This window comes from Micromonospora sp. Llam0 (assembly GCF_003751085.1).
In the GTDB taxonomy this organism is placed as follows: domain Bacteria; phylum Actinomycetota; class Actinomycetes; order Mycobacteriales; family Micromonosporaceae; genus Micromonospora_E.
Genome location: NZ_RJJY01000002.1, coordinates 493611 through 519085 on the forward strand (window position 1 = coordinate 493611; position 25475 = coordinate 519085).

Here is a 25475-nt window from a genome sequence, read left to right on the forward strand (position 1 = left end):
TCTTCGAGAGTGAGGGCCCCGAGCGCTACTGCGTGTCAACAGCAGGGAGCAGGTCGAGAACCTGAGGCCGCATGGTAGGAACGGCGGGATGGCGCCGGGCCCTGTCAACTCGTAGGTCCGCGCGTCCTCGGACAGGAGATACATCGAGTTTGTTCACTGATCGAGTTGGTTCACTGGTAGAGCGGCGGATATGTGGCACCGGGTGCCTGCGTGTCGGCCCCGTAGCCGGCGCCCTGCTCTGCGCAGGTGCGTACGTACGGCCGGCCGGCGAGGTAACGGTCCCACTCATCGCGGGTGAGGTTCCGGCCGACCAGTTCACACGCGTGGCGTATCCAGGTGCCCGGGGTGGCCCAGAGCCGGACGGTGCCGTCGTCGGCGCCGCTGGCCAGCAGCTCACCGTCCGGGCTGAAGGCGACGGCGTTCACCTGCCTGAGGTGCGGGCTGAGCGGATCGGCGATCGGTTCGGCGGTGGCGACGTCCCAGAAGATGACCGACCGGTCCTCTCCGCCGGTGGCGAGGAGCCGGCCGTCGGGGCTGAACGCCCCTACCCTGATCGAGGCTTGATTTGGCAGCCGGTGATCCCGCAGCTCAGAGCCATAGCGGCGCCAGAGTCGAGCACCGCCGCTTTGCGCACCGGTCACGGTTAGCAGCGTGTCACCGTTCGGGCTGAGCGCCTCGACAAAAGTGGTTTCGAAGCTGACGCCGCCGGGACCGTCGCCGGCGATCTGTCCCTGGGCGATCTGGTCACCGCTGGTCACGTCCCAGATCCTTACCTGGCCCCGGTCTTTGCCCTCGGCAGCGGCTTGGCGCCCGTCGGACCTGAAGACCAGTGAGAGCCCGCGTCCGCCTGACTGCGCCGGCCCGACCGGTTGGCCGGTGGTCAGCTCCCGTACCGTGATTTCACCCTTGTCGGGATTGATCGCGTAACGCCCGCCGTCCGGGGCGAGCCGCACGACCGTTTCGAAAGTGTCGGGCATCGGATGTGGGGCCAGGAGTTTCCCGGACGGGATCTCCCACCGCTGGATCGCACTGCTGGTTCGGCTCGTCAGCGATCGTCCGTCCGGACTGAACACCACTTGGTGCGGCGCGGTTTCATTGTAGGTATCGTTCGGATCCAGGATCTTCCCGTCGGGGGTCCAAGGGCCGCCGAGCTGACGGCGGCTGGCAACGTCCCACAGCCGCACGCTGCCATCGAACCCGGCGGTGGCCAGTCTGGTCCCGTCAGGGCTGAAGACGACATCGTTCACGCTGCGGGCGTCCACTTTGATGGCAGCCTCCAGCGTCTGCCGGGCTGTGAGATTCCAGAGCCGGATCTGCTGATCATCTCCACCGGAGACCAGCAGCGTGCCGTCGCGGTTGACCGCCAGCGTCTCGACGCTGCCGACATGCCCGGCCAGACCCGGCCCGAGCTGCTGCCGAGTCTTCGGATCCCACTCCTGCACCACGCCCAAGGAGTCGGCGGTGACCAGGGTCGATCGGCCAGGCCGGAACACCAGGTCGCGGAGCGGGGCGGCGAGCCGGATCTCGCCGGTCTGCCGGCGGTCGGGGGAGAGCAGGTGCACCACCCTCTCCTCACCACCGACGGCCAGGAGCTTCCCGTCCGGGCTGAACGCCACCGCCAGCGCATTTTGCACAATGCGCAGCCGATCGACGACTCGGCGTGTGGACACATCGTAGTAGTCCACGATGCCCGATTCGCTGCTGCTAACCAGCAACCGGCCGTCAGGGCTGAAGGTGAGATCGGTGAGGTTGCCCGATCTCGCGTCGAGCGGTCCGCCGGACGGCTTGCGACTGGCCACGTCCCAGATTTGGATGGCGCCATTGTTGTCGAAACCGGCGAGCAGCCGGCTGTCGGGGCTGAACGCCAGGGTGTCGAGGAGCCATCCGTGGTCGGTCAATCGGTGCGGTGTCGGTGAATCTAGGCTTAGGTCCCACAGCGCGACGCCACCGAAACCGCTGGTGGCGAGGAACCGGCCATCCGGGCTGAAGGTGACGGCCTGCTCGGTCGGACCGCCGGTCAGGGTCTTCACCTGCCGACCGGTGTGCAGATCCCACAGCCGCACCTCACCGGGCCGGAGAGGGGCCGCCTCTTCCACGCTCGCCAGCAGGTTTCCGTCCGGGCTGACGGCGACACCCGTGACGGTGGCCCGGTGCCCGTAGAGCACCCGGGACACTTGGATCGGCCGGGACAGGAGGGACGCCAGGGTCGACCAGCCGTCCGGACCGGGGTCCGTTCGCAGCCCTTCCAGCGCGAGCAGCAACGCCAGGTCGGGCTGCCGGTCGGCCACCGCGCCCACCTCGCCGGCCAGCCGGCGGGCGTCCGCCCGACGCGCCTGCTCCAAAGCCCGCGCCGCATGGTGCTGCGCATCCTGTCGCTGGAGGAGCGCGTCCTGTCTCTGGACGAAGGCGAACGCGCCGAGTAGCACCGCGAGGACGAGCAGACCGGCCAGTACGGCGACGCGGCGGCGCTCCCGCCGCAGCCGGCCCTGCTGAGCCGTGGCGCTGAGCCGGACGTACTCGGCCAGGTCCGGTGGGGTGGCCTCCGGCCGGCGTCCGACCCAGTCCACGGCGGCGTCTAGGGCGGTGCCGTGCAGCAGCAGCTCCGGGTCGAGTCCAGGGCGGCCGCTCGTGCTGGCCTGCCACTGTGCGCGAGCGGCCTCCGCGCCCCACCGCCAGGTGAGAAAGTCGTGGTCATCTGCGAGCCAGCGGCGCAACGCGGCCCATTGGTGGATCAGGGCCTCGTGGGCGAGTTCCACGACCGGCGCGCCCGTGACGGGATCCCGGCCGGTGGTGACCAGCCGCCGATCGGCGAGCACGGTCACCACCGCGGTGGCTTCCGGCATGTCGTGCCCTGGGGTGGCGGCACGCAACTCGTCGAGGGTGCGCCGTTGTCGGGTGGCGGGCACGCCGGCGGCCTCGTCGCCAGGGCGGACAAGGGCGGTGATGATTTGGCGGGCCAACGGCGTCCGGTCTTCGGGCAGCGTCGCGCAGGAGTCGGCGTACGCCTGGTCGCACCACCGGTCCAACCAGCCGGTCACGCCGCCGATCCGGTCGTACGCGGCGTGGGTGAGCCGGCCGTCCGCCCGGCGGCGCCACAATTCGGCAAGCGCCGAGGACAGCAGCGGCAGGACCGTGGTCGGCGCGCTCCCAACCGCGCCCGACGGCTCGGTGACTAGCGCGGCGTCGCGGGCAATCCGCTCGGTCAGGCCGGGTTCCACCCCGAGCCCGACGGCCCGGGCCGGCTGTTCGACGATGGCGGCGAGGTCCGCCGCTTCCACCCGGGCCGGTATGTTCACCAGCCCCCGCTCCACCAGGGTCATCACCGCCGGTGCGGCGGCGGCGAGTCGGCTGTAGAAGTCGTCGCGCAGCGTCAGCAGCACCGTCGCGGTCGGTTCTCGGTCGGGTAGCTCCACCAGCTCCCGCAACAGCCGGGCGCGAGACTCCGCCGTCGTGGCGAGCAACAGTTCCTCGAACTGGTCGAGGACCAGCACCAGCCGTCCCGTATCCGGATGCCGGTCCCGCCAGCGGCGTACCGCCACGGCCAGCCCGGCCTCGGCGTCCGGCAGACCCCCCTGTGCCAGGTTCGCGTACGGGTCCTGGCCGGGCCGGGCGGTCACCCAGCCCCAGCGGTCGCTGCCAGGCAGCTCGGCCCGGTCCAATGCGGGCCGAACACCGGCCTGCACCAGTGAGGACTTGCCGCTGCCCGACGGTCCGAGCAGGGCAACGAAAGGGGGATGCCGGTCAATGCTGCCCAGCACCGCGGCGACCGGCCGGTCCCGGCCGTGGAACCACGCCGAGTCCGCGGTGGTGAAGGCCCGCAGTCCCGGGTACGGGCAGACCTGCGACAGCCGCAGGTCCGGATGGGTCGCCCGCAGGGTCTCGGTCGGGGTGACATAGCCGGTGGAACGCCCCCGACCGTGCCGGTCCGGGGCGGCAATGGAGTCCACCATTCCGATCACCAGGCCGGTCCCCTCGTCGACCACCGGCGCCCCGCTGAACCCCTCGGTCACCTCGGTGCAGTCGGTCAGTTGCAGCAGCTCGACGTCGTTGTCGCCGCGGATCCGGTCGCCGGTCACGGCGTACCCGAACTGGCCCTGGTCCGGTGCATTCGTGGGGAATCCGTAGGTCTTCACCGGACGCCGACCCGGACCGGCGGCGCCCAGGGGCAGCGGCCGGGCCGTCACCGGCGCAGGGTCGGCCATCCGCAGGAACGCCACGTCGCCCGCGCCGGGCGCCCCCCAGCGCGGCGCCGACACCCAGGCTCGCCGGAGCTCGTCGTCCAGGTGGGGGAAGCGGACCAGCACCGGGCCGTCCGGCGGTGTACTCCCGCCGCCACCGAGGACGTGGGCGCAGGTGGCGAGCAGTCCGTCGGCGACCAGGAACCCGGCACCGGCCACGCGGCCGGCGCCGTCGAGGACCTGCACCACACCCTGGACGAACCCCACCGGCGCGGCGCCGGCCCCGTCGGGTCGCCCGCCGGCATCCGGATCTTCCTGACCCCCCAAGGCCTTAGTCGGTCCGGTCGGCAGCGGAAGCCCAACGCATGGTCACCTTGAGGTTGCACTCGCCGCTCGACCGCGCAATCACGGCACCAAGCTCGGCGCGGAACTGCACACCGAACTCCACAGTGATCTCATCGGGCTCGGCCCGCCGCAGCTCCCCGAGCGCGGCGCGGGCCGCCACCGTCACCGGCCGCAACGCGGCCTCCATGCTCTGCGTGGCTCGCGCCAGCACCTCCCCGGGACGGCCCGCCTTCACCACACCGGAACGGCCGTCCACCTCCTCGATCTCCACGACCACCGTCCCGCCCTCATCCAGCGGAACCGCCATGAACTCGACCATGTCACTCCATTTTCCGTCGTTCGGGGCATTTCCGTCGTTCGGGGCAGCCGACACCGGATCAACCGTCCGGACCCGACTCGGGGTGGCTGACCGCCGCCGACCGCACCCTAACAAGTAGTGCCATAACCCAGTGGCCAACTGCCATTGATCGATTCGCTGGCCCGCGCACATTTCGGCCATCTTGTCGAGGTTGTCCAGCCCTCTGAGCTGAGGTCGACCAGCGGCCCGGGGCGTTACGTGTCCCGGTCGGCACCGCGGACACGCCGCCGAGCGCGTGTCTCTCACCATGGACGACAAGCGTGGACGGTTACCTGTTCTTGCGAGCGAGCATCAGCGGATGCTCACCAAGCGGAGTCATCGGACGCCCCCACGGCGACGGTTGCTCCTGCGACGTGGGGCCGGCTTGCGGTTGGTGCGTAGCGGCGCTGGTTGCCATGACGGGATGTCATCGCAAAGGCAGAAGGCCGGAGGCAGCGTGGTGCTTGTGACCCCTATCGTCCGCCGCCCGGCAGCGTACGGTGCCGATATTGGCTGCACCTGGGCGGCTCCGGCCGGTGAAGCTGCGAGGGGTCCGGGCTACCGCAGAAGTGAACGAGGCTCCCTTCATGCACTACTTCCTCCACGGGCCATCAGGATTTGCCAGGTCAGTAGCCGTATTACCGCCGCGTTTCGGTACGCGTTTGCACCCGCGTCTCGCTGAGGGAAACGTGGCGAACCAAGAACCGGTTTCGTGTTGCCGGCGGGGCTGGGTTCACGGTTGGTCGGGTGATGTTCTTGCTGGCCAGGTCGTGCCGGTTGCCGCATGGTCGAACGGCCGGTCGTGCAACGCGAGCCACGGCGCGTAACTGCTGACCGCGAGAAGCAGGTCCTGGTGGGATACGGGCGGTGGCGGGAACTCGGCCGGTGACGGCTGGGGCCACATCCGCAAGCCGTGCGGCGCCGCCAACGGTAGCGGGAAGGCCGTGCGGTTGGCGAAGCTGTAGACAAGCATCGCGATGCCGTTGACGATCAAGCAGCTGGCCAGCAAGCGGCGTGGCGCCTTGCCCGGCGTGGGAGGGCTGGTCCGGTCGAACGTCACCTGGGCCTGCATCTGCTGGCATACGCCGAGGTCGTGGTGGGCGGCGAGCCAGACCCAGGAGCTGGCCGGCGGTGTGTCTTCCTCAGCGAGGCGCTGCCTCATCTCAAGCGGCAACCAAGCGTGGTCCTGGTTTTGGCTGCCGAGTCCGGCAAGCTCCGACGTCCAAGAGGTCTTCACCGCCCAGCGGGCCAGCATCACAGACTCGGCCGGCGACAGCAACACCGACCCGGCCTGCTTGCGGGCATGGATGAGCCCCTCCAGGATCGGCTTGGTCGCTGTCTCGAGGCTGCTCATCCAGCCGTTGTTGCACCTGGTGCAGACGGTCCGGGTCACCTGATGCAGCAGCGAGTTCCGCGATACCCGGACCGATTCGCCCACGCTGGCGTACGCCTGCTCGTCGTCCTGGAGTCCGAAGCCAGTCGCATGGGTGGTCCGCTCCATGGGCAGCGGCCCGACGACCTTGCGCATCCACTTCGCCAGCACGTGCTCCTCGGACCGTTGCCCACGATTACCGCAGAAGGCGCAGCGCCACGGCTGAAGTGGTCTGGACACCCCTGCCTCCGTCCGGCCAGGCCGTCAGGCCAGGCCGCTGCCGTTGGATATCAGTTCCTGCTGGATGCGGTCGATGTTCCAGCGCGGGTCGAGCACGACACCCTGGTACGCCGACGCCGCGAGGCGACTCCATGCAGTCTCGCGCATCCACCGGTCGTCCTCCTCCGGCGCGAGTAGGAAGACCACCTCGTTTTCGGCGAACCGGAGCTGGCGGGGCACGCGCCATTCACGTTCCCAGTCGAACTCGTAGCGGGTCTCGCCGTACTCGCCGGGGTTGTCGTAGAACTGGGTGATCTCCCACAGTGGATCATTCGGGTCGATGCTGCCCCGCATAGCAGCAGTGACCAGCGCCTGAAACCGTACCGCGCCTGGCGTGTCCTTGCGCAGGTAGGTGACCATCTGACCACCCTGGGACTCGATGAATCGCTTGGCGAAGCCAACCCCGTAGGTGCCGTGCCGGTCGGCGAGCCGGTCCAGATGTCCCAACGGGATCTCGCTGAGGCAGACCGACATCTGCGAGTCGCCCAACTCGGGCAGCTTCCGCACAACGCCGGTGGTCGCACCGGCTTCGATGGCGCCCGCACCGAACACGCCTTGGATGCTGTCGCGATCCGTGAGGTGCACGACGTACTCGGACATGTCACGCCAGTCCCCGTGGCCCATGTACCCCAGCAACCCCGTCCTCCTTACCGGTCGATCTCGCACCTCTCCTAACGAACCCGGGCCGGGTCGGGAACCATCCGCGACAGGCGGGAACCGTGGCCGGCAATGAGGACGCCCTCGGAGCCGCCCCGGTCCGCCGGGTGAAGCACCACTGGCGGCAACAGGGCTTCCGGATGGATGTCCGGGAGCCGGGGCGCTTGCCAGGTGTCGATCATCGCTGGCGACTCAGAGGATGCGGCGCGTGGAGCCCATCGACAGGCGCGAGGTCGCTGACGGTGTCCCTGGTGGCGGACGACGACGGTGTGGCCAAAGGTCCTCCGCAACGCCGGCTACGAAGGGCTGGCCGTCCGGGACCGGACAGCCTTCCTCAACACACTTGTCCGACCCACGGCGCCCCCAATACCGGATCCTGGCCGACCGCGAGCCGGACACCTATGGGCCATTTGCTGGCCGGCAAGCCATCACAACCTGATCACCCGCCAGCGGGCCGTGTGTCCGGTCGGTGCAGTGCTGCACCGCGCGGCACGGTCCGCGACCAGGCGTGGATGGACTCGACGGAGGCAGCAGCCCGCGCGGCACCGTACGTACTACATCCCGGCGAGGGAGCTCTACCTACGATTCAGCTGTCGGTGGGCTGACCGCTGTTGGCGGTGTCAGTGAATCGCGCAGATCGATCCCATGCAGTTCCAGCAGCACACTGACGATCTTCTTCGCGAGCGCGGCTTCAGGGGCACCCGCGGCGGTCCCAGCCTCAAGTATTGTCCGCAGCGACTCTAGGCGACGCGACAGAGCCCAGTAGTCGGGTTCGTTCTCCAGCCAACGATCGATGATCGCCAAGCACGGCAATGGGTGGGTCGCGGACAGCTCGGCCAGTCGTCGGAGGGTCTGTGGGTCAAGCTCCACGTCGCGGCAGCGTTTAAGTACGGCTAGCAGTTGCTGGAGAGACCAGGTGTCGTCGAAGGCGCCGCTGACGAACCAACGATCGAAGTCGGCCAGCTCGCGTGGATCCGATCCGGCGAGGTCGACGCTGTCGATCCGATATTTCCAGAGTGCCTTGAGCCTTCCAGATAAGGCCGTCTCTAGGGGTTCATCCTTAGGCAGGTTCATGCCGACGCTGCGGGTGAGCTGCGCGGCCACGTCTGCTGGCACGTTCCGATAGAAGCGTTGCAGTAGCTGATCCTGATCGGTGAGCGTGAGTGTACCGAACCAGTAGCGGCGAAGGAGGTGATGGCCCAGGTTGGTTGCCCTGGCGACGGCGTATTGGTCCGTCGCCGTGGGGTCGAGGTCGTCGATCGCGCGCCCGAAGACGCTGTTTAGAAGGGTCCAGGTGTCGGCAGTCTGCCATTGCCGCTCCACGAGTGCAGCCCACGCTGCCCGCCAGTAGGCGGCCTGGTCGGTATCCGTAGGGAAGATGGCGTCGAGGTGCTGCGCCGTCCATGCGGAGTCAAGCATTAGTAACTCCGGGATCAGGATTCCGTACGTGGCACGCACCGCAAGTGATCGCTCGACGTGGATGTCGAGGTGCCGATCAACGATGGCCATCGCGCTACTCACGTCTACCTCCGGGTCGGCGCGCTTGGCGCAGAGCGCGTAGGCGATCGCGGCACGGACCGCCAACGCTCGGGTTCCGTCGAGCGGAACGGCCTCGAACCCGTCGCCAGCGGTAGGCATGCCGACCGGGACTTCTGGATCAGGGTCGGTGCAACAGGCCACAACGATTGGCCACAACGGATCGTCCTGGGCTGGAGCGACATACGCGTCGGTGTTATAGGCGTGGATGATCAGCCTCAGCGAGGCGGTGCGGGCCTTCAGCCATATACGTTGGGTGCGGCTCTTTTGGAGTGATGGCTGGTCATCCGGCGAGGGTGTAGCCCTCCCGTTGTTGCTGGTATCTGTTCTGGTGTATGCGTTGGTGTTCTTGTTGCAGGTGGAAGGCCCAGTAGGCGTTGAAGTCGCCGTTGGCGGATACGGCGCGTAGCTTGAGGATGGCTTCGGCGGTGTCCAGTCCCCAGCGGGCGCCGGTGATGTCCATGCGGTCCTTGACCAGATGCCGGCAGGCGCCCTCGATCACGCCGGTGGCGATCGGCCACCCCGCAGCCAACGCGGTGTGGTAGTCCAGGTAGGGCTGGTGGCGGGTCAGGTAGTCGGCGCACTCGTCGGCGCCGGCGCGTTCCCTGGCCGAGTATCCGTACCGGGTGGCCCGCCGACGGATCCCGGCCGCGACCTGCCCGGCCTTGCCGGACAGGATCTTGACCGCCTGCTCGCCGACCCACGCCTCGGCGGCGGGGTCACCGGTGTAGAAGAACGCCCACGCCGCTTTCCACACGTACTCGAGCACGTGGACGAAGTCCAGCACGATGTGGACCTTCACCTGGCGGCGGTCCGCCTCGGCCCGGACCGCGTCGATCTGGGCACGGTTACCGTCAACGAGCACGACCCAGGTCCGCGCCTGCCGCGGGTCACGGCGACACGCCTCGTCGAACCCGGCGGCGACGACCGGGGCGATGTCGTCGACCACGGACGCCGTCAACCACCTGGCCTGGGCGACCGGACCCCGCCGACGCCGGCCGTCGTCACCGGTGATGATCTCGGACGGGGTACGCGGCACCGGCGCCGCGTCGTAGACCACCGCCAACTCCGCCATCCGTTTACGGCCACGTTTCTCTCCCGGCGACAGCCGGGTGGTCAACCTACGGCCTGTCCGGGCGGCGGCCTTCGCGGTGGCGTCCCGTAACGCGGACGGGATCATCACGACACCCTTACCGTCGAACGACAGCACCAGCAGCCAGCCATCGCCGACCGGCCGGTGCGATCGGGTGTCGTAGAACGCGGCCACGTCCACAGCGGCGGCCACCGCCAACTCCTGCACCTGCCGTTTCCCCACACCCACCCCGCACGACCGGTCGATCGCGGCGACCGCGTCGTCGAACGATCCCCGTACCGACTCCACCGCCGCCAACCGGCGCAGCCCGTGCGAATGCCTCTCCACCGGCAGGTTCAACACCGCGTCCGCCGGATACAGGTTGGCCACTCCCGACGCCCGGTACGCCATCCTGGTCACCGTCACCGCACCGAACACCGTGCCCAGCCCCCGACCATGCCCCACCTCCACCCGGGAACGGACCACCTCATCGGCACCGACCACCCGTTCCCGGCGCACCTCCCGCGCCGCCCGCAGATCCACATGGTCCTGCAACAACAACCGCAGCAGCTCACGACCCCGCACCGCGAGGCGGTCCTCCAACTCGGCGTGCGTCAACCCGTCACTGTCCGAGCCGGCCAACCCCTCCACCAACTCCTCGAAACACTCCCGCGACCGGTCGAACGCCCCCGCCACCACGTACCCTGACACCCGGGCTCCTTCTTCGGTTGTGGATCTAGACCACCCATCAACCTACGAGAAGGAGCCCTTCAACCTTCCAACCGACCCAAACACCCCCGCGACCACTCCCCGCAACCACTCCGCGACCATAGGCAATCAACTCCTCACTCCAGAAGAGCCGCACCCATATACGTTGAGTTCGTCCTGTGACACCTGAGGATAGTTCGGCACCCGCCTGCTCATTGATCCAGGCGCATAGCGGTCTCACTCCTTCCCAGTTGAGGTTGCGTTTCTTTGCTGCGGCTCGCCATAGGGCTTCCACGATGGGCCCCACGTAGTCAGGTGGAAGCCCGACAAAGGCGCCGGCCTCTGCGGAACGAGTCTCGGCGTCTGCTTCGACGCTCTCCGTCAGGGCGACTCGCAGCGAGCCATGGTCTTCCCGTGGCCAGGTTGTCGTGGAAGGCGGCTGCCAAGTCCGCAGAAACTCTGCGAGCTCGTCCGTGGTCATCCTGCTTATCTGCGCAGCGCTAAGTGGACTGTTACCGCCCCACACAGCAACGACCGCAGGCGGGGCTTGTGTCCGGTCAGGAACCGGGCCGTGCTCGGCTAGCAGCATGAGCAAACAGGCTCGCTCCTGCGCAGACAGGATCGGCTCGATGGACGCGTACCGATCCCGCTGCCACGTCTCGGCGTAGGCGTCTATCGCGCTGGTAGCGACGTCGGATCGCCACCCCTGATACCAAGCCTCATCTGGGCCCTGAGCGATAAGGGCGATCATCTTCTGCTGATCCCGTGGCTCCAGCCAGGGTTGCCCGGCGGCCGCCAGGAGGAGGTACTCACGCTCGACCTGATCATCCGACATAACCGACGCGTCGGTGAGGAAACGTCCGACAATGACAGGCACCTGAGCACCGTGCTCGCGAAGAAGATCGAGTATGAGTCGGGTGAAGATTGTCCACCGGTGTATGCCTAACTCGGCAACCACTTCATCGATAGTCATTTCGTTGTCGCCGATGATCTGGCGTGCAGCCGCGCGGACAGCGTCGGTGAGGCTGCTTCGCGGGTCATGCTCCGCGTCTGGATCGTCCTCGATCGCCGGCCGCCACCTCCACGAGTCGTCGTGGGTCTCGGCCCTCCCGCTGCTATCCGGATTTCCTGCCACAACGGCCCTCTCAAGTAGGTCACACAGCAAAGTGAACGCGGGGCGGCCCGCCGCGTGTATCAGCGCCGGCGCGGTGCTTCTCAGCACCTCTGCGTAGTCGTAGCCACTCATCCGGTTGGCGCTACGCCCCCGACGCGGCGGCACTGCCGCGAGCAGCGCCTTTGCCAGGCTCAAGGCAGCCTCAGGATGTCCGCCTGTAGCCAGGTGCACGATTAGCTCGCCCACCGCCTCGGGAGCAAGCACGCCATACTCACCGGGCACAGCCGACGTGATCTGCGGCGCCAGTTGCACTGCGAGGTCGGCGGGCAGGGCGAGCGCGATCTGCATCAGGTTCCACGTCACACGACTGTTTTCAGTAGCTGGCACGGACCGTGCCGCATCGAGCACACCCGTTGGATCGTCAGCCGATATCCGCACGAGGTAGTCCGTCTCTGGCCACGGGGGCAAGGTCACCGACTGATCCTCACCGAAAACCGGGGCCGGCGGCGTCGCGAAGAACCCCTCCTCGCGCAGCGGACCTATCCAGTCCGCCGTCGCGCGGCTGAAAAAATAGTGCCGGGTAACGAAGTTTGAACGGAATCGGTCCTTAAGCACCCTAGCCTCAGACCGTCTAGGTGGCACCGCCCCAAGCAACTCGTCGAGACGAGCGAATACCTCGACATAGCGGTCGCGGCAACGCTCTAGCACCTCATCGAGCATCAGCTCGAAGTCCCGTACGAGGTCGCGGAACTCGCCGTCCAACCGACGTGGCGAACCAAGTCCCGACCGATGGGCCCACCCTGCGAGGCTGCGTGGTCCTCCCTGAACGCCCAGAGTCAGCCAGAATTCCGCGACCGGTGACGCCGGGTCAACCCCCAGCACTCCGAGCACCGCTTTGATTGAATTCTGATGCCCAGAAATCTTCTCCATCGATGGTTCGAGTACCGCGCGCAGCGCGCTTTCGACTTCTCGGAGAGCATGGCCGATCAGGTGGGTAGCCGTTGGCCGTGGCGGCTCCTCCGCCAACAACTCGCATGCATCGCGAAAGAACTCAGCCGCACTCTCGCTGACCAAGCGTCCAAGTAGCCGGTAGATCCGGATCTGGCGGGGCGACAAGATCGACGCCAGATCACCGGAGTTCGACACATCAATCCCCTCGGCTCGTCGCCAGCGGAGCCTACCGGTCGCCGGTGTCGCCTGGCAGGAAGCGCCCATCGGGACGAGCGCCGGGATGAACCTCGGCGACTTCGGCCCCCGGGCATCGATCGGATCGTCGCCCGTATAGAACGTGCGGTCATCTACCGCTTCGGGTTTCGCCGCCTGATGTGGCGTCGATGGGTACTACACCGGCTCCGACGCCGAGACTGCCTGCCCGAAGCGCCAAGCTTCGACGGTAGGGTTCGGAGTCGCTTGGGGCACAGTGAGGTACAGGTGGGGTGATAGCGCCCAGGGCAGCCTCCGATATCGATGGTGACGAGTCGAGGTCGGTGTAAGCGGAGCGCCGCCCCGCGCCTCCCAAGTTGCTCCCGGAATGTTCGAGACCTGGGAGGTCAGCGGCAACGTCTGACCCGCGTCTCGGGCCGCGTTTGCCTCCGCGTCTCGCCGAAGGCAAGACCGTCAAGAACCGGCTGCATCTCGACGTACGGGTTGGCACCGGTCTCGTCGGTGACGAGCGGGTGGCCGCGCTCGAAGCCGAATGCGCCCGGCTGGTCGCGCTCGGCGCGGTACGCGTACGGCTGCTGCGCGCCGACGGTGTCAGCGAGTCGTGCCTCGTCATGCAGGACGTCGAGGGCAACGAGTTCTGCCTCGACTGAGCAGAGAAAGACAGGTGATCGCTGCCGTCGCTGGCCGTACGGCGGTCAAATCGATGGCGTCGGGGAGACCTCGGCGGCACACTGGCGGCCATGCAGGCACAGGTACGAGACGTCGCCGATCTGGTGGCCGCCGGCCACCCGGTGAAGTTCCTGTTCTTCTGGGGCCATCAGCCGGAGGCGGACGGCAGCGTCGGCGCGGGTTGCCTCAGCCAGTGGTCGCCGATCGGCTTTACTGTGGACGGTGTCACGTTCGCCACCGCCGAGCACTACATGATGTGGCGAAAGGCGGTCCTGTTCGACGACCAGGTGATGGCCGAACGGATCCTCGTCGCACCCCATCCTCGCGCCGCCAAGGTGCTCGGCGGCCGGGTCGCCGGGTTCGACCAGCGGACGTGGAACGCCCATCGCGTCCCGATCGTGGTCGCCGGAAACCTGGCCAAGTTCAGCCAGCACCCCGACCTGCGCGCGTATCTGCTCGCCACCGGGCAACGCGTGCCGGTCGAGGCCAGCCCAATGGACCGGATCTGGGGCATCGGGCTGACCCGCGACGATCCCGCCGCCACCGACCCCGCCCGGTGGCGCGGCCTCAACCTGCTCGGCTTCGCCCTCATGCGGGTGCGGGACACGCTGCGGGAGCAGGCGGGCGAGTAGCCGTGGCCGGGTCGGCGGGTTCACCGCCGGGTCGGGCTGATTCCCTCCAGGGCGAGACGCATCAGCCGTTGCGCCTCGGTCGCGCTGGCCGACTCCGTGGCCAGCGCGATCGCGTTGACGAGGGTCACCAGGTCGGCCATCGCGACGTCCGGGCGTACGGCTCCGTCGTCGACGGCCCGCCGCCGCAACGGTTCGCCGGCCGCCACGAGCATCGCGCAGCAGGACTCGTCCTCCGGTGGCTCCTGCAGCAGCGAGGCGACCAGGCCACGGGTGGTCGCGGTGTACGCCGCCAGCTCGCACAGCCAGGTCGTCAGCGCCTGGCCTGCGTCCGGCCCGGCCGTCAGCTCTGCGGCACGGGCGCACAGCGCTCCGACCCGGTCGTGGAAGACCGCCTCCAGCAACGCCCATCGGGACGGGAAGTGCCGGTGCAGGGTCGCCGAGCCGACGCCAGCGACGCGGGCGATCTCCTCCAGGGAGGCGTGCGCGCCGTCGCGGGCGACCGCTTCGCTGGCCGCCGCGACGATCAAAGCGCGGTTGCGTTGTGCGTCAGCTCTCATGGTCCACCATTTGGAGAAGTGGGGTGTCCCCCCATATCGTAGCCGACAGGAAACGGGGCACCACCCCACTTAACCAGGAGGAAGCATGACCGTCCTTGTCATCGGCGCGACCGGCAAGCAGGGCGGGGCCACCGCCCGGGCCCTGCTCGACCGGGGTGTCGCGGTACGCGCCCTGGTCCGCGACACCAGTTCCGATGCCGCCCTGGCCCTCCGGGAACGCGGAGCCGTACTGGTCCGTGGCGACCTGGACGACCCCGCCTCGCTGCTCGCCGCCGCCACCGGAGCCGACGGCGTCTTCTCCATCCCGTACCCCGACGTCACCGATCTGCAGGGCGACGCCGAGCTCCGCCGAGGCCGCAACGTCGTCGAGGCCGCCCGCAAGGCGGGCGTGGCACAGTTCGTCCACAGCGGCGTCGCCGGCGCCGGCGACTTCCACCGCAACCAGCCCGGCTGGGCCGAGGGACGCTGGGAACGGCACTACTGGGAGAGCAAGGCGGCCGTCGACGAACTGGTACGGACCGGCGGCTTCGCCCGTTGGACCATCCTCAAGCCCGCGACCTTCATGGAGAACCTGATCGGCTGGTCCTACCTGTTCGGCGACTGGTCCAGCGGCACCATCGTCACCGCCTTCGCGAAGGACACCCACATCGCCTGGGTGGCGGTCGACGACATCGGCCACGCAGCGGCCACCGCCTTCACCGGGCCGGGCACCCTCGACGGTCTGGACGTGGAACTCGCCAGCGACCTGCGCACGATGACAGAGGTCGCAGGGATCCTCAGCGAGGTCACCGGTCGCTCCATCGCCGCTCCGGTCCTCACCCCGCAGGAAGCGCTGGAACGCGGCCTGCCGCCGTTCGCGGTCAACGCCGCCGAGCAGATCAACGAGAACGGCTCCCCCGCTCGTCCGGAGATCGCCCAGGCGCTCGGCCTGCCCACCACCGACATGCGCACCTGGGCGCGACGGACCTTCTCCTGACCCGCTGAGCCGCACCGGCGGGCGGCCGGTCGACCTACCGTGACCGGGTCAGGGCCCGGCGCGGCGCTTCACGACGGTGCGTGCACCATTCGAACCGCCCGTGACCGCACTCAGGCCGTTGTCTCGCGGGCGAAGTACGGTTCGGCCGCCGCGAGGCGTGGTGCCGCGATGCCCAGCCGTCGGGCTTCGGCCAGGGTGTCGCGGCAGACCTCCCGCGGCTCCTCGGCGTCCGGGTCGTCGTGTGCTTCGAACCCCACTCGTGCTGGCGGGAAGTGGGTGGTCAGCCAGGCGAGGGCAGCGGCGGTCGACCAGGTGGGCGCACGCAGCAGCATGCTGCCCCGGTGTCGCCGCAGGTCGACGCCGCGTGCCTCGAGCAGCGGCAGAAGTTCGCGGCTGACGCGCAGCGCCGCGCGCAGGTCACCGGTAGACCCGGCCAGCTTCGCCAGCGAGCCGAGCCGCAGGCCCTGTGCGTGCAGGCCGGCGTCGAGCACGAAGTGGATCCACACCCAGCCACGGAAGTCGGGCTGCTCCCGGGGCCGGAAACCGGCATCGCGGAAGGCCTGGCGCACGGCCTGCTCGCGGGTGGTCGGTGGCCGGTCGAGGGTGCCGAAGAGGACCGATGGCAGTAATATCCCGCGCAGCACACCGTCCTGGCCGAAGCTACCGCCGGCCGGCGGGAAGCCCCAGGCGACCCGGTCGACGGGGAGCGCGCCGATCGCGGCCAGCGGCTCGGCCCAGATGTTGCCGAGGATCAGGACTGTGGCGGTGCCGACGCGCGGGGCCAGGAAGTCGGCCGCCGCTGCAAGGCGGTGGTGCGGGACGCTGAGCACGATCAGGTCGAAGTCGTGGTCCGGTGTCAGCTCCTCGCGGTAGCGAACCGGCCAGGTCCGGGCGACGCGCTTCCCCCAGATCCGCCGCCGGCTGTCGAGCAGGTCGAGGTCGACTGCTCCCCCGTACGCCGCCGCGCGGCCCGGCCGGACGTAGAACTCGACGTCGTGGCCGGCTTCCAGGGCCCAGCCGCAGATGGTGGCGACCACGCCCCGGCCGAACATCAGGATCTTCACGCTGCACCTCGTACGGTAGGCTGAACTGGAGGTTGTCTCCAGTTCCTAGAAATATGGAGACAGTCTCCGTTTTTGTCAACCACGAGGTGCTCATGACCGACAAGCCGCTACCCGCCAACACCGCCCCCAAGCCACTACGCGCCGACGCCCAACGCAACCGCGCCGCCCTGCTCGCCACGGCCCGGAAGGTCTTCGCCACCGGGGCCTTCTTCGACCTGCGCTTCGACGACTTCGCCCGGCTCGCCGGGGTGGGCACCGGCACGCTGTACCGCCACTTCCCCACCCGGGAGGCGCTGGCCGAGGCGGTCTACCGCGAGGAGGTCGCCACGCTGTGCGGCCGCGCCCGCGACCTGCAGGCCACGCTGCCCGCAGCGGAGGCGTTGGCGACCTTCCTGCGCGGCATGGTCGACTACCTGCACGCCCACGCCGGCCTCGCCCGGACCCTGGCCACCCTGATGACCACCGGAGCGTCGGCGAGTACCGGATCGGGCACCCTCGCCGAAGGCAGTCGGGCGTTGGAGCAGGCCGTCACCGACCTGGTGGCCGCCGCCGTCAGCAGCGGCGCCGTCCGCGACGATGTGAGCGCCGGCGCCGTCATGATGGCCCTGCACGGCATCGGCGCGGCCCACGACCGCGACGACTGGCGGGCCGAGGCCGACGGCGTCATCACCCTCGTCCTGGACGGGCTGCGCCGGTCCCCTGCGGACGCGGCCCAGCGGCCTGGTGGCTAGCGGAGCAGGCCGCGCCGGTAACCTTCGGCGACGGCGGCGGCCCGGTCCCGTACGCCGAGTTTGTCGTAGATGTGCTGCAGGTGGGTCTTGATGCTCGCCTCGCTGATGAACAGCCGTCTCGCCGCCTCCCGGTTGCCGGCACCGTCGGCGACCATTTGGAGCACCTCCCGCTCCCGGCTGCTCAGCACCAACCCGGTCGGCCGGCGTACCCGGCCCATGAGCCGGCCCGCGGCGGACGGTGCGAGGACGGACTCGCCTCGGTGGGCGGCCCGGACGGCCCGGATCAGGTCCTCGGGTGGGGTGTCCTTGAGCAGGTAGCCGGTGGCGCCCGCCTCGACCGCCGGCAGCACGTCGGTCTCGCTGTCGAAGGTGGTGAGCACCAGTACGCGTACCGATGGTGCGGTCTGGGCGAGGGCGGCGATCGCCTCGACGCCGGACATCTGCGGCATCCGCAGGTCCATCAGCACCACGTCGACCCGCAGCCGTACCGCCTCGGTGACCGCGTCCCGACCGTCGGCGGCCTCGCCGGCCACCTCGATGTCGGGCAGCCCTGCGAAGGCGCCCCGAAGTCCGTTGCGGACGATCGGGTGGTCGTCGACGATCAGGATGCGGATCATGATCGCAGCATCGGGATCGCCGGCACCCGTACGCTGATCGCGGTGCCCTCGCCCGGAGCGGTCTCGATCTCCATCGCACCTCCGACGCTGCGGACCCGTTGCACCATGCTCCGCAGGCCGAACCCGTCGGCCGGGCCACCGTTCATGCCCCGGCCGTCGTCGCGAACGTCGAGCAGGACCACATCGGTGAGATAGGACAGGGTCAGCCCCACCCGGGACGCATCAGCGTGTCGGACCACGTTGTGCAGCGACTCCTGCGCCACCCGAAACAGGATGACATCGATGGCCGGGCTCAGTGCGACCTGTTCGCCGGTGACGTCGAACCGCACGGTTGTTCCGGTGTCGGCTGCCCAGCGCCGGGCCAGGTCGCCCAGTGCCGCCGGCAGGTGGGCGGCCTCCAGTTGGCGCGGCTGCAGTGCCTGCACCGACCGCCGGGCCTCGTCCAGGCTCTCCCGGGCCAGGGCCAGCGCCCGGTCCACGTGCTCACGCGCCCGGTCCATGGGCTCACCCGCCCGGGTCGGCGAATGCCAGACCCGCTGGGCCGCCTGCACCTGGGTGATGATGCCGGTCAGGCCCTGGGCCAGCGAGTCGTGGATCTCCCCGGCCATCCGTTGCCGCTCGTCGCGCACGCCGGCCTCGCGGGCCTGGGCCAGCAGTTGGGCATGCAGCCCGGCGTTCTCCTCCAGTGCCGCCTCCAGCCGGGCGACCAGTTGTTGGCGTCGCTCGTGCTGCTGGGTGCTCCGCTCGGCGAGCACGATGCCGGCGCTGATCGCCACGGTCTGGATGACGATCACCCCCAGGTAGGTGCCGAGCGACTGCACCGTCGCGGCCGGAGCTTCGGTCGCCATCGTGTTGATGACGACCGAGGTGCCGAGCACGCCGGCCGCCCCCAGCGGCCACGGCCGCAACTGGTACGCGTGGAAGAACCCGGTGATGGCGAAGAGCAGGAAAATGACGTCACGGGCCATCAGCGCGACGCTGAGCGTGAGCAGCCCGGCGAAGTAGATCAGCATCGGCAGGGTCCGCCTGGGGCGGTCCGGCGGCACCCGGGTGTGTCCCAGGTACACCCACCCGGCGGTCGCCCCGACCAGGCCCAGGGTGATCGCATGATCGGGCCAGGTCCGGCCGGGCTGGGTCAGGGCGATCGCCGTCGAGGCGGGCAGCAGCAGCCAGGGCACCCCGACGAGCAACCTGTCGTACCAGCGGTCCCAGCCGGGGCCGGTGTCACCGCTCGTCGACGCTCGCACCTTCGCCTCGCTTCCGGTGGAACAGCTTCGGCTCATTCCCAACGGAACAGCTTCGCCGCCGCACCGCCGGCGGCGACCGCGATCAGCGCCATTATCCCGAGTCGCAGCAGCTGTGCGGAACCCGCCGCCCCGGCCACTGCGTCACCCGACCAGCCGACCAGCAGCGACTGCGCCCCGGGCGGCGTGTAGTCGCCGAGGCGCATCAGGAAGTCCGGTAGGAGAAACCGCGGCAGGAAGACGCCGCCTGCGAACATGGTCACCATGTACACGACGGTCGCCAGTCCGTTGGCGACCCGGGCGGTGGGTGCGACCGCGGCGATCAGCATGCCGATCGCCAGGATCGCGCCGAAACCGAGCAGGAACGCGGCCGCGAACCCGACCGGCCGTCGCGGCAACGGCACGTCGAGGACCAGCCAGGCCGAGACGATCAGCAGTACGGCCGCCACGACCGCAGCGGCCAGGGCGACGATGAGCTGCGCGGCCAGCACGGTGCCGGGGTGGACCGGGGTGGTGGACATCCGCCGCAGGATGCCCCGCTCCCGGTAGCCGGCCACCGCCACCGGGATGTGCTGCAGTCCGACGATGCCGAGGCCGAGCACGAGTGCGCTCGGGGCCCAGAGCTCGACGAACCGCACCCCACCGAACTCCGGCGACGGCTGCCGTAGCGCGGGGACAGCACCGAGCCCGAGCAGGATCGCGGTCGGGAACAGCACCCCGAAGACGACCGCCATCGGCTCCCGCAGGAACAGCTTCGCCTCGGCGACGGTGAGTTTGCGCAGCGCGGACATCAGGCAGACTTCTTCCGGGTGAGGGTGACGAAGGCGTCGTCCAGGCTGGTCTGCTCGACCCGCAGGTCATGAGCGACGATCTGCTGCTGGGCCAGGACCGAGATGATCGACTGCAGCAGGTTTCCGGTGCCGGTCACCACCAGCTGCTGCCCGTGGTGCTGGATGCCGGTCACCTCGGGCAGGTCGGTCAACAGCCGCTCGTCCAGCGCCGTCGACGGCCGGAACCGTACCCGTTGCTCGGCCGCCACCGACGCGACCAGGCCGGCGGGGGTGTCGAGCGCGACCACGCGCCCGGCGTCGATCAGCGCGAGCCGGTCACAGAGCCGCTCCGCCTCGTCCATGAAGTGGGTGACGAGGACGATCGTCACGCCGGTGTCGCGTACCTCTTCGATCAGGTCCCAGGTGTCCCGCCGGGCCTGCGGGTCGAGTCCGGTGGTGAGCTCGTCGAGCACCGCGACGGTGGGTCGGCCGGCCAGGGCGAGCGCGACCGACAGTCGCTGCTGCTGCCCGCCGGAGAGTTTCCGGTACGGGGTGTCGCGCTTGCCTGCGAGCCCGAGCATGTCCAGCAGCCGCCGCCCGTCCGCCGGCTCGCGGTAGAACGACCGGTACAGATCCATCGCCTCGGCCACCGTCTGCTTGTCCGGCAGCCGGTGCTCCTGCAACTGCACCCCGACCTTTTGCCGTAGCTCACGCCGGTCGTGTCGCGGATCGAGGCCGAGCACCGTGACCTGGCCACGATCGGGGGTACGCAGACCGCTCACGCATTCGACGGTGGTCGTCTTGCCGGCGCCGTTCGGCCCGAGGATGCCGAAGATCTCGCCCGGCTCGACGGTGAACGACACGTCGTCGACGGCGACCGTGTCCCCGTACCGCTTGTGGAGGTTCGTCACCTCGATGATGCCCATGGGAGCCAGCGTGGCCCGCCGCCGGGGGTTGCCGGATCGCCCAGCCGGCACCGAGGTCGGTCGATCCGCGCATCAACCGATCGGTTGACGCCCGCCGTGGCCGCTCTGCTGCTGCGGTCCGCCGGTGCGTGGCGGGACGCGAGGGTCAGTACTTGTCGCCGCAGGATCCTGCGTCGGCGACCTTGGTCAGCAGCCGCTCGAGCTGATCTCGCTCATCGGAGGAGAGCGCGGCGAACAGGTCGTCGTCCGCGCCGTCCAGAGCCGACTCGACGGACTGCAGCGCCGCGGTGCCCCGAGGTGTGATCGTGACGATGTGCCGGCGGCGGTCTGCGGCGTCGCGCTGCCGGGAGGCCATGCCCAGGCTTTCCAACTCGTTCAGCACCGCGACGAGCGCGCTCGGGTCGACGCCGAGGAGGTCGATCAGTGCCTGCTGGTTGACCGGCCCGTCGGCCAGGTGCGTCAGCGTGTAGACGCACCGCATGGTCAGGCCCTGGGCGGCCAGGGTGTCGCGGACGCGGGCGCTGGCGACCGCGCCGCGACCGGCGAGGAGTACGCCCAACTGTGCCAGTGGCGCGGTGCGCGTCGTCGTTGCCATGTGGCCCATCATACCCAGATCCCAGATTGTATGACGATCAAAATCGTTGTAGCCTCACAATCGTTATGCCGGCTCCACCACCTGGAGGAGCCAGGCAATATCCGTCATCCATCGAAGGAGAAACATGTCCACCTACCTGCTGGTACACGGCGCATGGCACAGCGGTGCAGCCTGGAAGCGGGTGATCCCGCCACTGACCGAAGCCGGACACCGGGTCCTCACTCCGTCACTGACCGGCCACGGCGACCAGGCTCACCTGCTGAGTCCGACGACGGGCCTCGACACCCACGTCGAGGACATCGTGCGGCTGATCAAGGACGAGGACCTGACCGACGTGGTGCTGGTCGGGCACAGCTACGCCGGGATGGTCGTCGCCTCGGTGATCAACGAGGTCCCGGAACGGATCGCGCATCTGGTCTACCTGGACGCCATGATCCCCACCGACGGCGAGAACGCCATCGACGTCATTCCCCTCACCCAGTTCCTGATCGACCAGGCCGCCCAGGCCGACGCGCCCTGGCGCATCCCGCCGCTGCCCGAGCAGCCCGACACCGGACTGTTCGGCGTGACCGATCCCGCCGACAAGGCGTGGCTGCGCACCCTGCTCTCCGATGCCACCGTCCTCTCCTTCCAGCAGCGGGTCCGGTTGGACAACCCGGCGGCGGACCGGATCCCGCGTACGCACATCGAGTGCACCGTCGGCGCCCCGCCACACCGGCGGCCGGTGCCGCCGGTACAGCCCAACGGCACCCCCGCCCAACGGTGGGAACTGGCCACCGGACACGACTGCATGATCACCGCGCCCATCGAACTCTCCGACCTGCTACTCAAGCTCGGCTGACCGCCGCACAGCCGCCCCGCCTACCCCCGGCGTCGTGAGTAGGCAGGGCGGCCATCGGCGACAGTTTCCGCTCAAGAAACGCGAAACGGAACTGGTGTGACCTCTTCTGATGTGACCCGACAACGACTCCGGTCGCCCCGTGGAGCGTTTGCCGCCCTGCTGTGCGCGGTGCTGTCGTTCTCGCTCCTGCAGACAATGGTGATTCCCGCGCTACCGGAACTGCGTACCGAGTTCCACGCATCGCCCTCGACCATGTCCTGGGTGCTCAGTGCATTCCTGCTGACCTCGTCGGTCGGCGCGGTCCTGCTCGGACGGCTCGGCGACATGTTCGGCAAGAAGCGGCTGATGCTGGTCAGCCTCGCCCTCCTCGGGCTCGGAACACTCGTGTCGGCCCTCGCCACCACCGCGGGGACGCTGATCGCCGGCCGGGCCGTCCAGGGACTCGGCGCGGCCACCTTCCCGCTCGCGTTCGGCCTGGTGCGAGACATGTTCGACCGCGACCGGGTGCCCGTGGTCATCGGTACGATCAGCGCCGCCTTCGGCATCGGTTTCGGCATCGGACTTGTCATCGCCGGCCCGATCCTGGACCATCTCGGCTGGCCGTGGATCTTCTGGATCAGCCTGATCGTGGTCACGATCGCGTTCGCCGCCGTCGCCGTGTCGATCAGCGAGACCCGGACCCGACGTCACGGCCGGATCGACTGGCTGGGCGCGATCCTGGTGACAGCAGGGCTGACGGCGGTGCTCCTCGCGATCAGCCAGGCCCGGACGTGGACGCTGCCCGGTACTGCCGCACTCGTCGTGTCCGGCACCATGGCGCTCGCAGTGTTCGCAGTGGTCGAGCGACGCGTCAAAGAACCCCTGATCGACCTGTCGATGCTGGGACGGCGGTCGGTGCTGGGCGCGAACCTCGTCGCCCTACTAATCGGCGCTGGGCTCTACAGCGCGTTCAGTCTGGTCCCGCAGTTCGTCCAGACGCCAGCCGACGCAGGCTATGGATTCGGTGCCACGCCGACCCGGTCCGGGCTGTTCCTGCTGCCGATGGCAGTCACGATGCTGATCGCCGGTCCCGTCGCCGGGCGGCTCGGTGCCCGTACCGGCTTCAAGAGCACGCTCGTGGCGGCCTGCGTGATCAGCCTGGCCGGCTTCGTCGTGATCGCTGCGGGACTCGACTCCGCGTGGGCCATCGCGACCGGTGCCGGCATCATCGGTGTCGGCGTCGGCTTCGCCTTCTCCTCGGTGGTCAACCTCGTCGTTTCCGCCGTCCAGCCGCAGGAGACCGGCGTGGCCACCGGCGTCAACACCATCATGCGCACGATCGGCGGGGCGCTCGGCGCCCAGGCGGGGCCGGCGATCGTGACGTCGGCCCTGGTAGCCGGCACGTCCGTGCCGGCCGAGTCCGGCTACGCAGTCGCCTTCGTCGTCTCGGCGGCAGTCATGGCCGCTGCGGCGCTCGCCGCGCTGGCCGTACCAGGTTCTCGCCTTGCCGCCTGAGCGGACCTGCCGTGACACCAGACGACCAAGTTGACGAAGATCCTCGACGGCATCTCCATCGGGGACGTGCACGACGACAGCACCTGGACCGAGGTGGGCACCGCGGTTCCCTGACGGCTCCCGCCGAGCCGAATGTCCGTCACCCCGGGTCAAGCCTGAGGTTGTGCGTCGAAGCGGGCGCGGGCTTCGAAGACTTGGTCCATGTGCGCCTCCGCCCAGCTCTTGATCGCGAGCATGACCGGGAACAACTCGTGGCCGAGCGGGGTGAGCGCATAGTCGACGCGGACCGGCACCGACGCGGTCACCGTACGGGTGACCAGGCCGTCGCGTTCCAGCGTCCGCAGGGTCTGGGTGAGCATCTTCTGGCTCACGCCGGCGATGCGGTGGGCGAGCTCGCTGTGCCGCTGCGGGCCGTCGACCAGCGCCGGGATCACCAGCGCCACCCACTTGTCGGTGAGCCGGCTCAGCAGCTCGCGGGTCGGACAGCCGGCCAGGAACGCGTCGTACTCACGTTTGTCCTGCTCACGGCCTTGCGCGGCGGTCGTCGTCGGCATCATGCCCTCCCTGAGTGCCCTAGGCACTCAAAGGTACCTTCTTTCTTTCAGTGCCCCACCGTCCGTACGTTCGTGGTGATCACGAGATCCCACGAAGGAGACGGCGATGCGCGCAGTCAGCTACTCACAGTTCGGCGGACCGGAGGTCCTGCGGGTCACCGAGGTGCCGGTGCCCGAGCCCGGACCGACGCAGGTACGGGTGCGGGTCGCCGCATCCGCCGTACACCCGGTCGACCTGATGGTCCGCTCCGGTCGGTTCCCCGCCCCGCTGCCCACCAGCCTGCCGTACACGCCCGGCTGGGACGTGGCCGGCACCGTCGACGCGGTCGGCCCGTCGGTTCAGGAGTTCACCGTCGGCGAGGAGGTCATCGGCTTCACCCCATGGCTGCAGACCACGGCCGGCGCCCACGCGGAGTACGTACTGCTCGATGCCGCCTGGCTGACCGCCGCGCCCGCCGGCGTCCCCGCCACCGAGGCGGCGACCCTGCCGGTCAACGGCCTCGCCGCCGCCCAGGCCCTCGACCTGCTCGCACTCCCGGCGGACGCGACCGTGCTCGTCACCGGCGCCGCCGGACAGGTCGGCGGGTTCGTGCTGGCGCTGGCCCGCGCGGCCGGCCTGCACGCCACCGGGCTCGCCGCAGACGACGACCGCGAGTTCGTCGAGTCGCTCGGCGCGGCTTTCCTCCCGCGCTCCGACGATCCGACGGGGACGTTCGACGCGGTCGTCGACCTGGCCGTGATCGGCCCCGCGTTGCTGGAGCTGATCTGCGACGGCGGCGGCTACGTCGCGGCGTCACCCCCGCTTCGTCCGGAACCGGTACAGGGAATCCAGACCTACGCGCTGGAGGTCACCCCGGACGGAACCCGGCTGGGTGAGCTGGTCAAACTTGTCACCAGCGGCGACATCCCGCTCCGCGTCGCCGGCGTGTATTCCTTGGCCGACGCGGCGGCCGCCCACGACCGACTGGCCCGGGGCGGCGTACGTGGCGGCGTGGTGATCATCCCCTGATCAAATCCCCGTTCGGTCAAGTGGTGCCAACGTC

The 25475-nt window shown here is 69.3% G+C and carries 22 protein-coding genes; 7 read left to right on the top strand and 15 right to left on the bottom strand.

The genetic code is table 11. The features are described from left to right. Window positions 1–170: 170 nt before the first annotated feature. From EDC02_RS29400 to EDC02_RS29430, 7 genes are all read right to left on the bottom strand, one after another. The gene (locus tag EDC02_RS29400) at window positions 171–4505 is read right to left on the bottom strand and encodes a trypsin-like peptidase domain-containing protein (RefSeq protein ID WP_123605564.1); all 4335 of its coding nucleotides are present in this window, start codon (window positions 4503–4505) and stop codon (window positions 171–173) included. Window positions 4506–4509: 4 nt separating this feature from the next. Next, window positions 4510–4896 (bottom strand): CU044_2847 family protein, encoded by a 387-nt coding sequence (locus tag EDC02_RS29405; RefSeq protein ID WP_199757960.1) that lies wholly within the window; start codon window positions 4894–4896, stop codon window positions 4510–4512. Window positions 4897–5593: 697 nt separating this feature from the next. Then, window positions 5594–6472, bottom strand: coding sequence for a hypothetical protein (locus EDC02_RS29410; protein ID WP_148083684.1), 879 nt, complete (start codon window positions 6470–6472; stop codon window positions 5594–5596). Window positions 6473–6496: 24 nt separating this feature from the next. After that, window positions 6497–7147, bottom strand: coding sequence for an abortive infection system antitoxin AbiGi family protein (locus EDC02_RS29415; RefSeq protein ID WP_148083685.1), 651 nt, complete (start codon window positions 7145–7147; stop codon window positions 6497–6499). A 600-nt stretch (window positions 7148–7747) separates the two neighbouring features. Next, on the bottom strand, window positions 7748–8752 hold the full coding sequence (locus EDC02_RS29420; protein WP_158632357.1) for a hypothetical protein: 1005 nt from the start codon (window positions 8750–8752) through the stop codon (window positions 7748–7750). Window positions 8753–8987: 235 nt separating this feature from the next. Beyond that, a complete protein-coding gene (locus EDC02_RS29425) occupies window positions 8988–10475 on the bottom strand; it encodes an ISKra4 family transposase (RefSeq protein ID WP_370461507.1) in 1488 nt (495 codons plus the stop codon). Window positions 10476–10524: 49 nt separating this feature from the next. Next, on the bottom strand, window positions 10525–12360 hold the full coding sequence (locus tag EDC02_RS29430) for a hypothetical protein (RefSeq protein WP_123605569.1): 1836 nt from the start codon (window positions 12358–12360) through the stop codon (window positions 10525–10527). Between the two features lie 758 nt (window positions 12361–13118). Here EDC02_RS29430 and EDC02_RS29435 point away from each other — a divergent pair. Then, window positions 13119–13412 carry a VOC family protein gene (locus EDC02_RS29435; RefSeq protein ID WP_199757961.1) on the top strand — a complete coding sequence of 98 codons (294 nt, stop codon included), beginning with the start codon at window positions 13119–13121 and terminating at the stop codon, window positions 13410–13412. Between the two features lie 90 nt (window positions 13413–13502). Next, the gene (locus EDC02_RS29440; protein WP_123605570.1) at window positions 13503–14063 is read left to right on the top strand and encodes an NADAR family protein; all 561 of its coding nucleotides are present in this window, start codon (window positions 13503–13505) and stop codon (window positions 14061–14063) included. 20 nt (window positions 14064–14083) lie between these two features. On the opposite strand, the gene EDC02_RS29445 is transcribed toward EDC02_RS29440, so the two are convergent. Beyond that, window positions 14084–14620 carry a TetR/AcrR family transcriptional regulator gene (locus EDC02_RS29445; RefSeq protein ID WP_123605571.1) on the bottom strand — a complete coding sequence of 179 codons (537 nt, stop codon included), beginning with the start codon at window positions 14618–14620 and terminating at the stop codon, window positions 14084–14086. Between the two features lie 85 nt (window positions 14621–14705). Between EDC02_RS29445 and EDC02_RS29450 the strand changes: the two genes are divergently transcribed. After that, complete coding sequence (locus EDC02_RS29450) at window positions 14706–15596, top strand: NmrA/HSCARG family protein (protein ID WP_123605572.1); 891 nt, start codon at window positions 14706–14708, stop codon at window positions 15594–15596. Window positions 15597–15706: 110 nt separating this feature from the next. Here EDC02_RS29450 and EDC02_RS29455 read toward each other — a convergent pair whose 3' ends face one another. Continuing rightward, entirely contained in the window at window positions 15707–16660 is a 954-nt protein-coding gene (locus EDC02_RS29455) for a ketopantoate reductase family protein (RefSeq protein WP_123605573.1), read from the bottom strand. 92 nt (window positions 16661–16752) lie between these two features. Here EDC02_RS29455 and EDC02_RS29460 point away from each other — a divergent pair, with 92 nt between their 5' ends. Beyond that, window positions 16753–17391: a TetR/AcrR family transcriptional regulator gene (locus EDC02_RS29460; protein ID WP_123605574.1), complete on the top strand. Its 639-nt coding sequence runs from the start codon at window positions 16753–16755 to the stop codon at window positions 17389–17391. Here EDC02_RS29460 and EDC02_RS29465 read toward each other — a convergent pair. From EDC02_RS29465 to EDC02_RS29485, 5 genes are all read right to left on the bottom strand, one after another. Continuing rightward, window positions 17388–18008: a response regulator transcription factor gene (locus tag EDC02_RS29465; protein WP_123605575.1), complete on the bottom strand. Its 621-nt coding sequence runs from the start codon at window positions 18006–18008 to the stop codon at window positions 17388–17390. The two genes, EDC02_RS29460 and EDC02_RS29465, sit on opposite strands and share 4 nt — an antisense overlap. Further along, window positions 18005–19255, bottom strand: a complete 1251-nt coding sequence (locus EDC02_RS29470) for a sensor histidine kinase (RefSeq protein ID WP_199757962.1) — start codon at window positions 19253–19255, stop codon at window positions 18005–18007. The genes EDC02_RS29465 and EDC02_RS29470 overlap by 4 nt, the downstream gene beginning before the upstream one ends. A 32-nt stretch (window positions 19256–19287) precedes the next feature. Next, on the bottom strand, window positions 19288–20043 hold the full coding sequence (locus EDC02_RS29475; RefSeq protein ID WP_123605577.1) for an ABC transporter permease: 756 nt from the start codon (window positions 20041–20043) through the stop codon (window positions 19288–19290). After that, the gene (locus EDC02_RS29480) at window positions 20043–20948 is read right to left on the bottom strand and encodes an ABC transporter ATP-binding protein (protein WP_123605578.1); all 906 of its coding nucleotides are present in this window, start codon (window positions 20946–20948) and stop codon (window positions 20043–20045) included. Before EDC02_RS29480 ends, EDC02_RS29475 begins: the two co-directional genes overlap by 1 nt. A 145-nt stretch (window positions 20949–21093) precedes the next feature. Further along, on the bottom strand, window positions 21094–21543 hold the full coding sequence (locus EDC02_RS29485) for a MarR family winged helix-turn-helix transcriptional regulator (protein WP_158632358.1): 450 nt from the start codon (window positions 21541–21543) through the stop codon (window positions 21094–21096). 124 nt (window positions 21544–21667) lie between these two features. Here EDC02_RS29485 and EDC02_RS29490 point away from each other — a divergent pair, with 124 nt between their 5' ends. Together EDC02_RS29490 and EDC02_RS29495 are read left to right on the top strand one after the other, a co-directional pair. Further along, on the top strand, window positions 21668–22384 hold the full coding sequence (locus EDC02_RS29490) for an alpha/beta hydrolase (RefSeq protein ID WP_123605580.1): 717 nt from the start codon (window positions 21668–21670) through the stop codon (window positions 22382–22384). A gap of 96 nt (window positions 22385–22480) precedes the next feature. Further along, complete coding sequence (locus tag EDC02_RS29495) at window positions 22481–23878, top strand: MFS transporter (protein ID WP_199757963.1); 1398 nt, start codon at window positions 22481–22483, stop codon at window positions 23876–23878. 149 nt (window positions 23879–24027) lie between these two features. Here the strand turns inward: EDC02_RS29495 and EDC02_RS29500 are convergent, their stop codons facing one another. Further along, window positions 24028–24432 carry a helix-turn-helix domain-containing protein gene (locus tag EDC02_RS29500; RefSeq protein ID WP_123607211.1) on the bottom strand — a complete coding sequence of 135 codons (405 nt, stop codon included), beginning with the start codon at window positions 24430–24432 and terminating at the stop codon, window positions 24028–24030. Between the two features lie 106 nt (window positions 24433–24538). Here EDC02_RS29500 and EDC02_RS29505 point away from each other — a divergent pair, with 106 nt between their 5' ends. Beyond that, complete coding sequence (locus EDC02_RS29505; protein ID WP_123605582.1) at window positions 24539–25441, top strand: NADP-dependent oxidoreductase; 903 nt, start codon at window positions 24539–24541, stop codon at window positions 25439–25441. The last annotated feature ends 34 nt before the right edge of the window (window positions 25442–25475 follow it).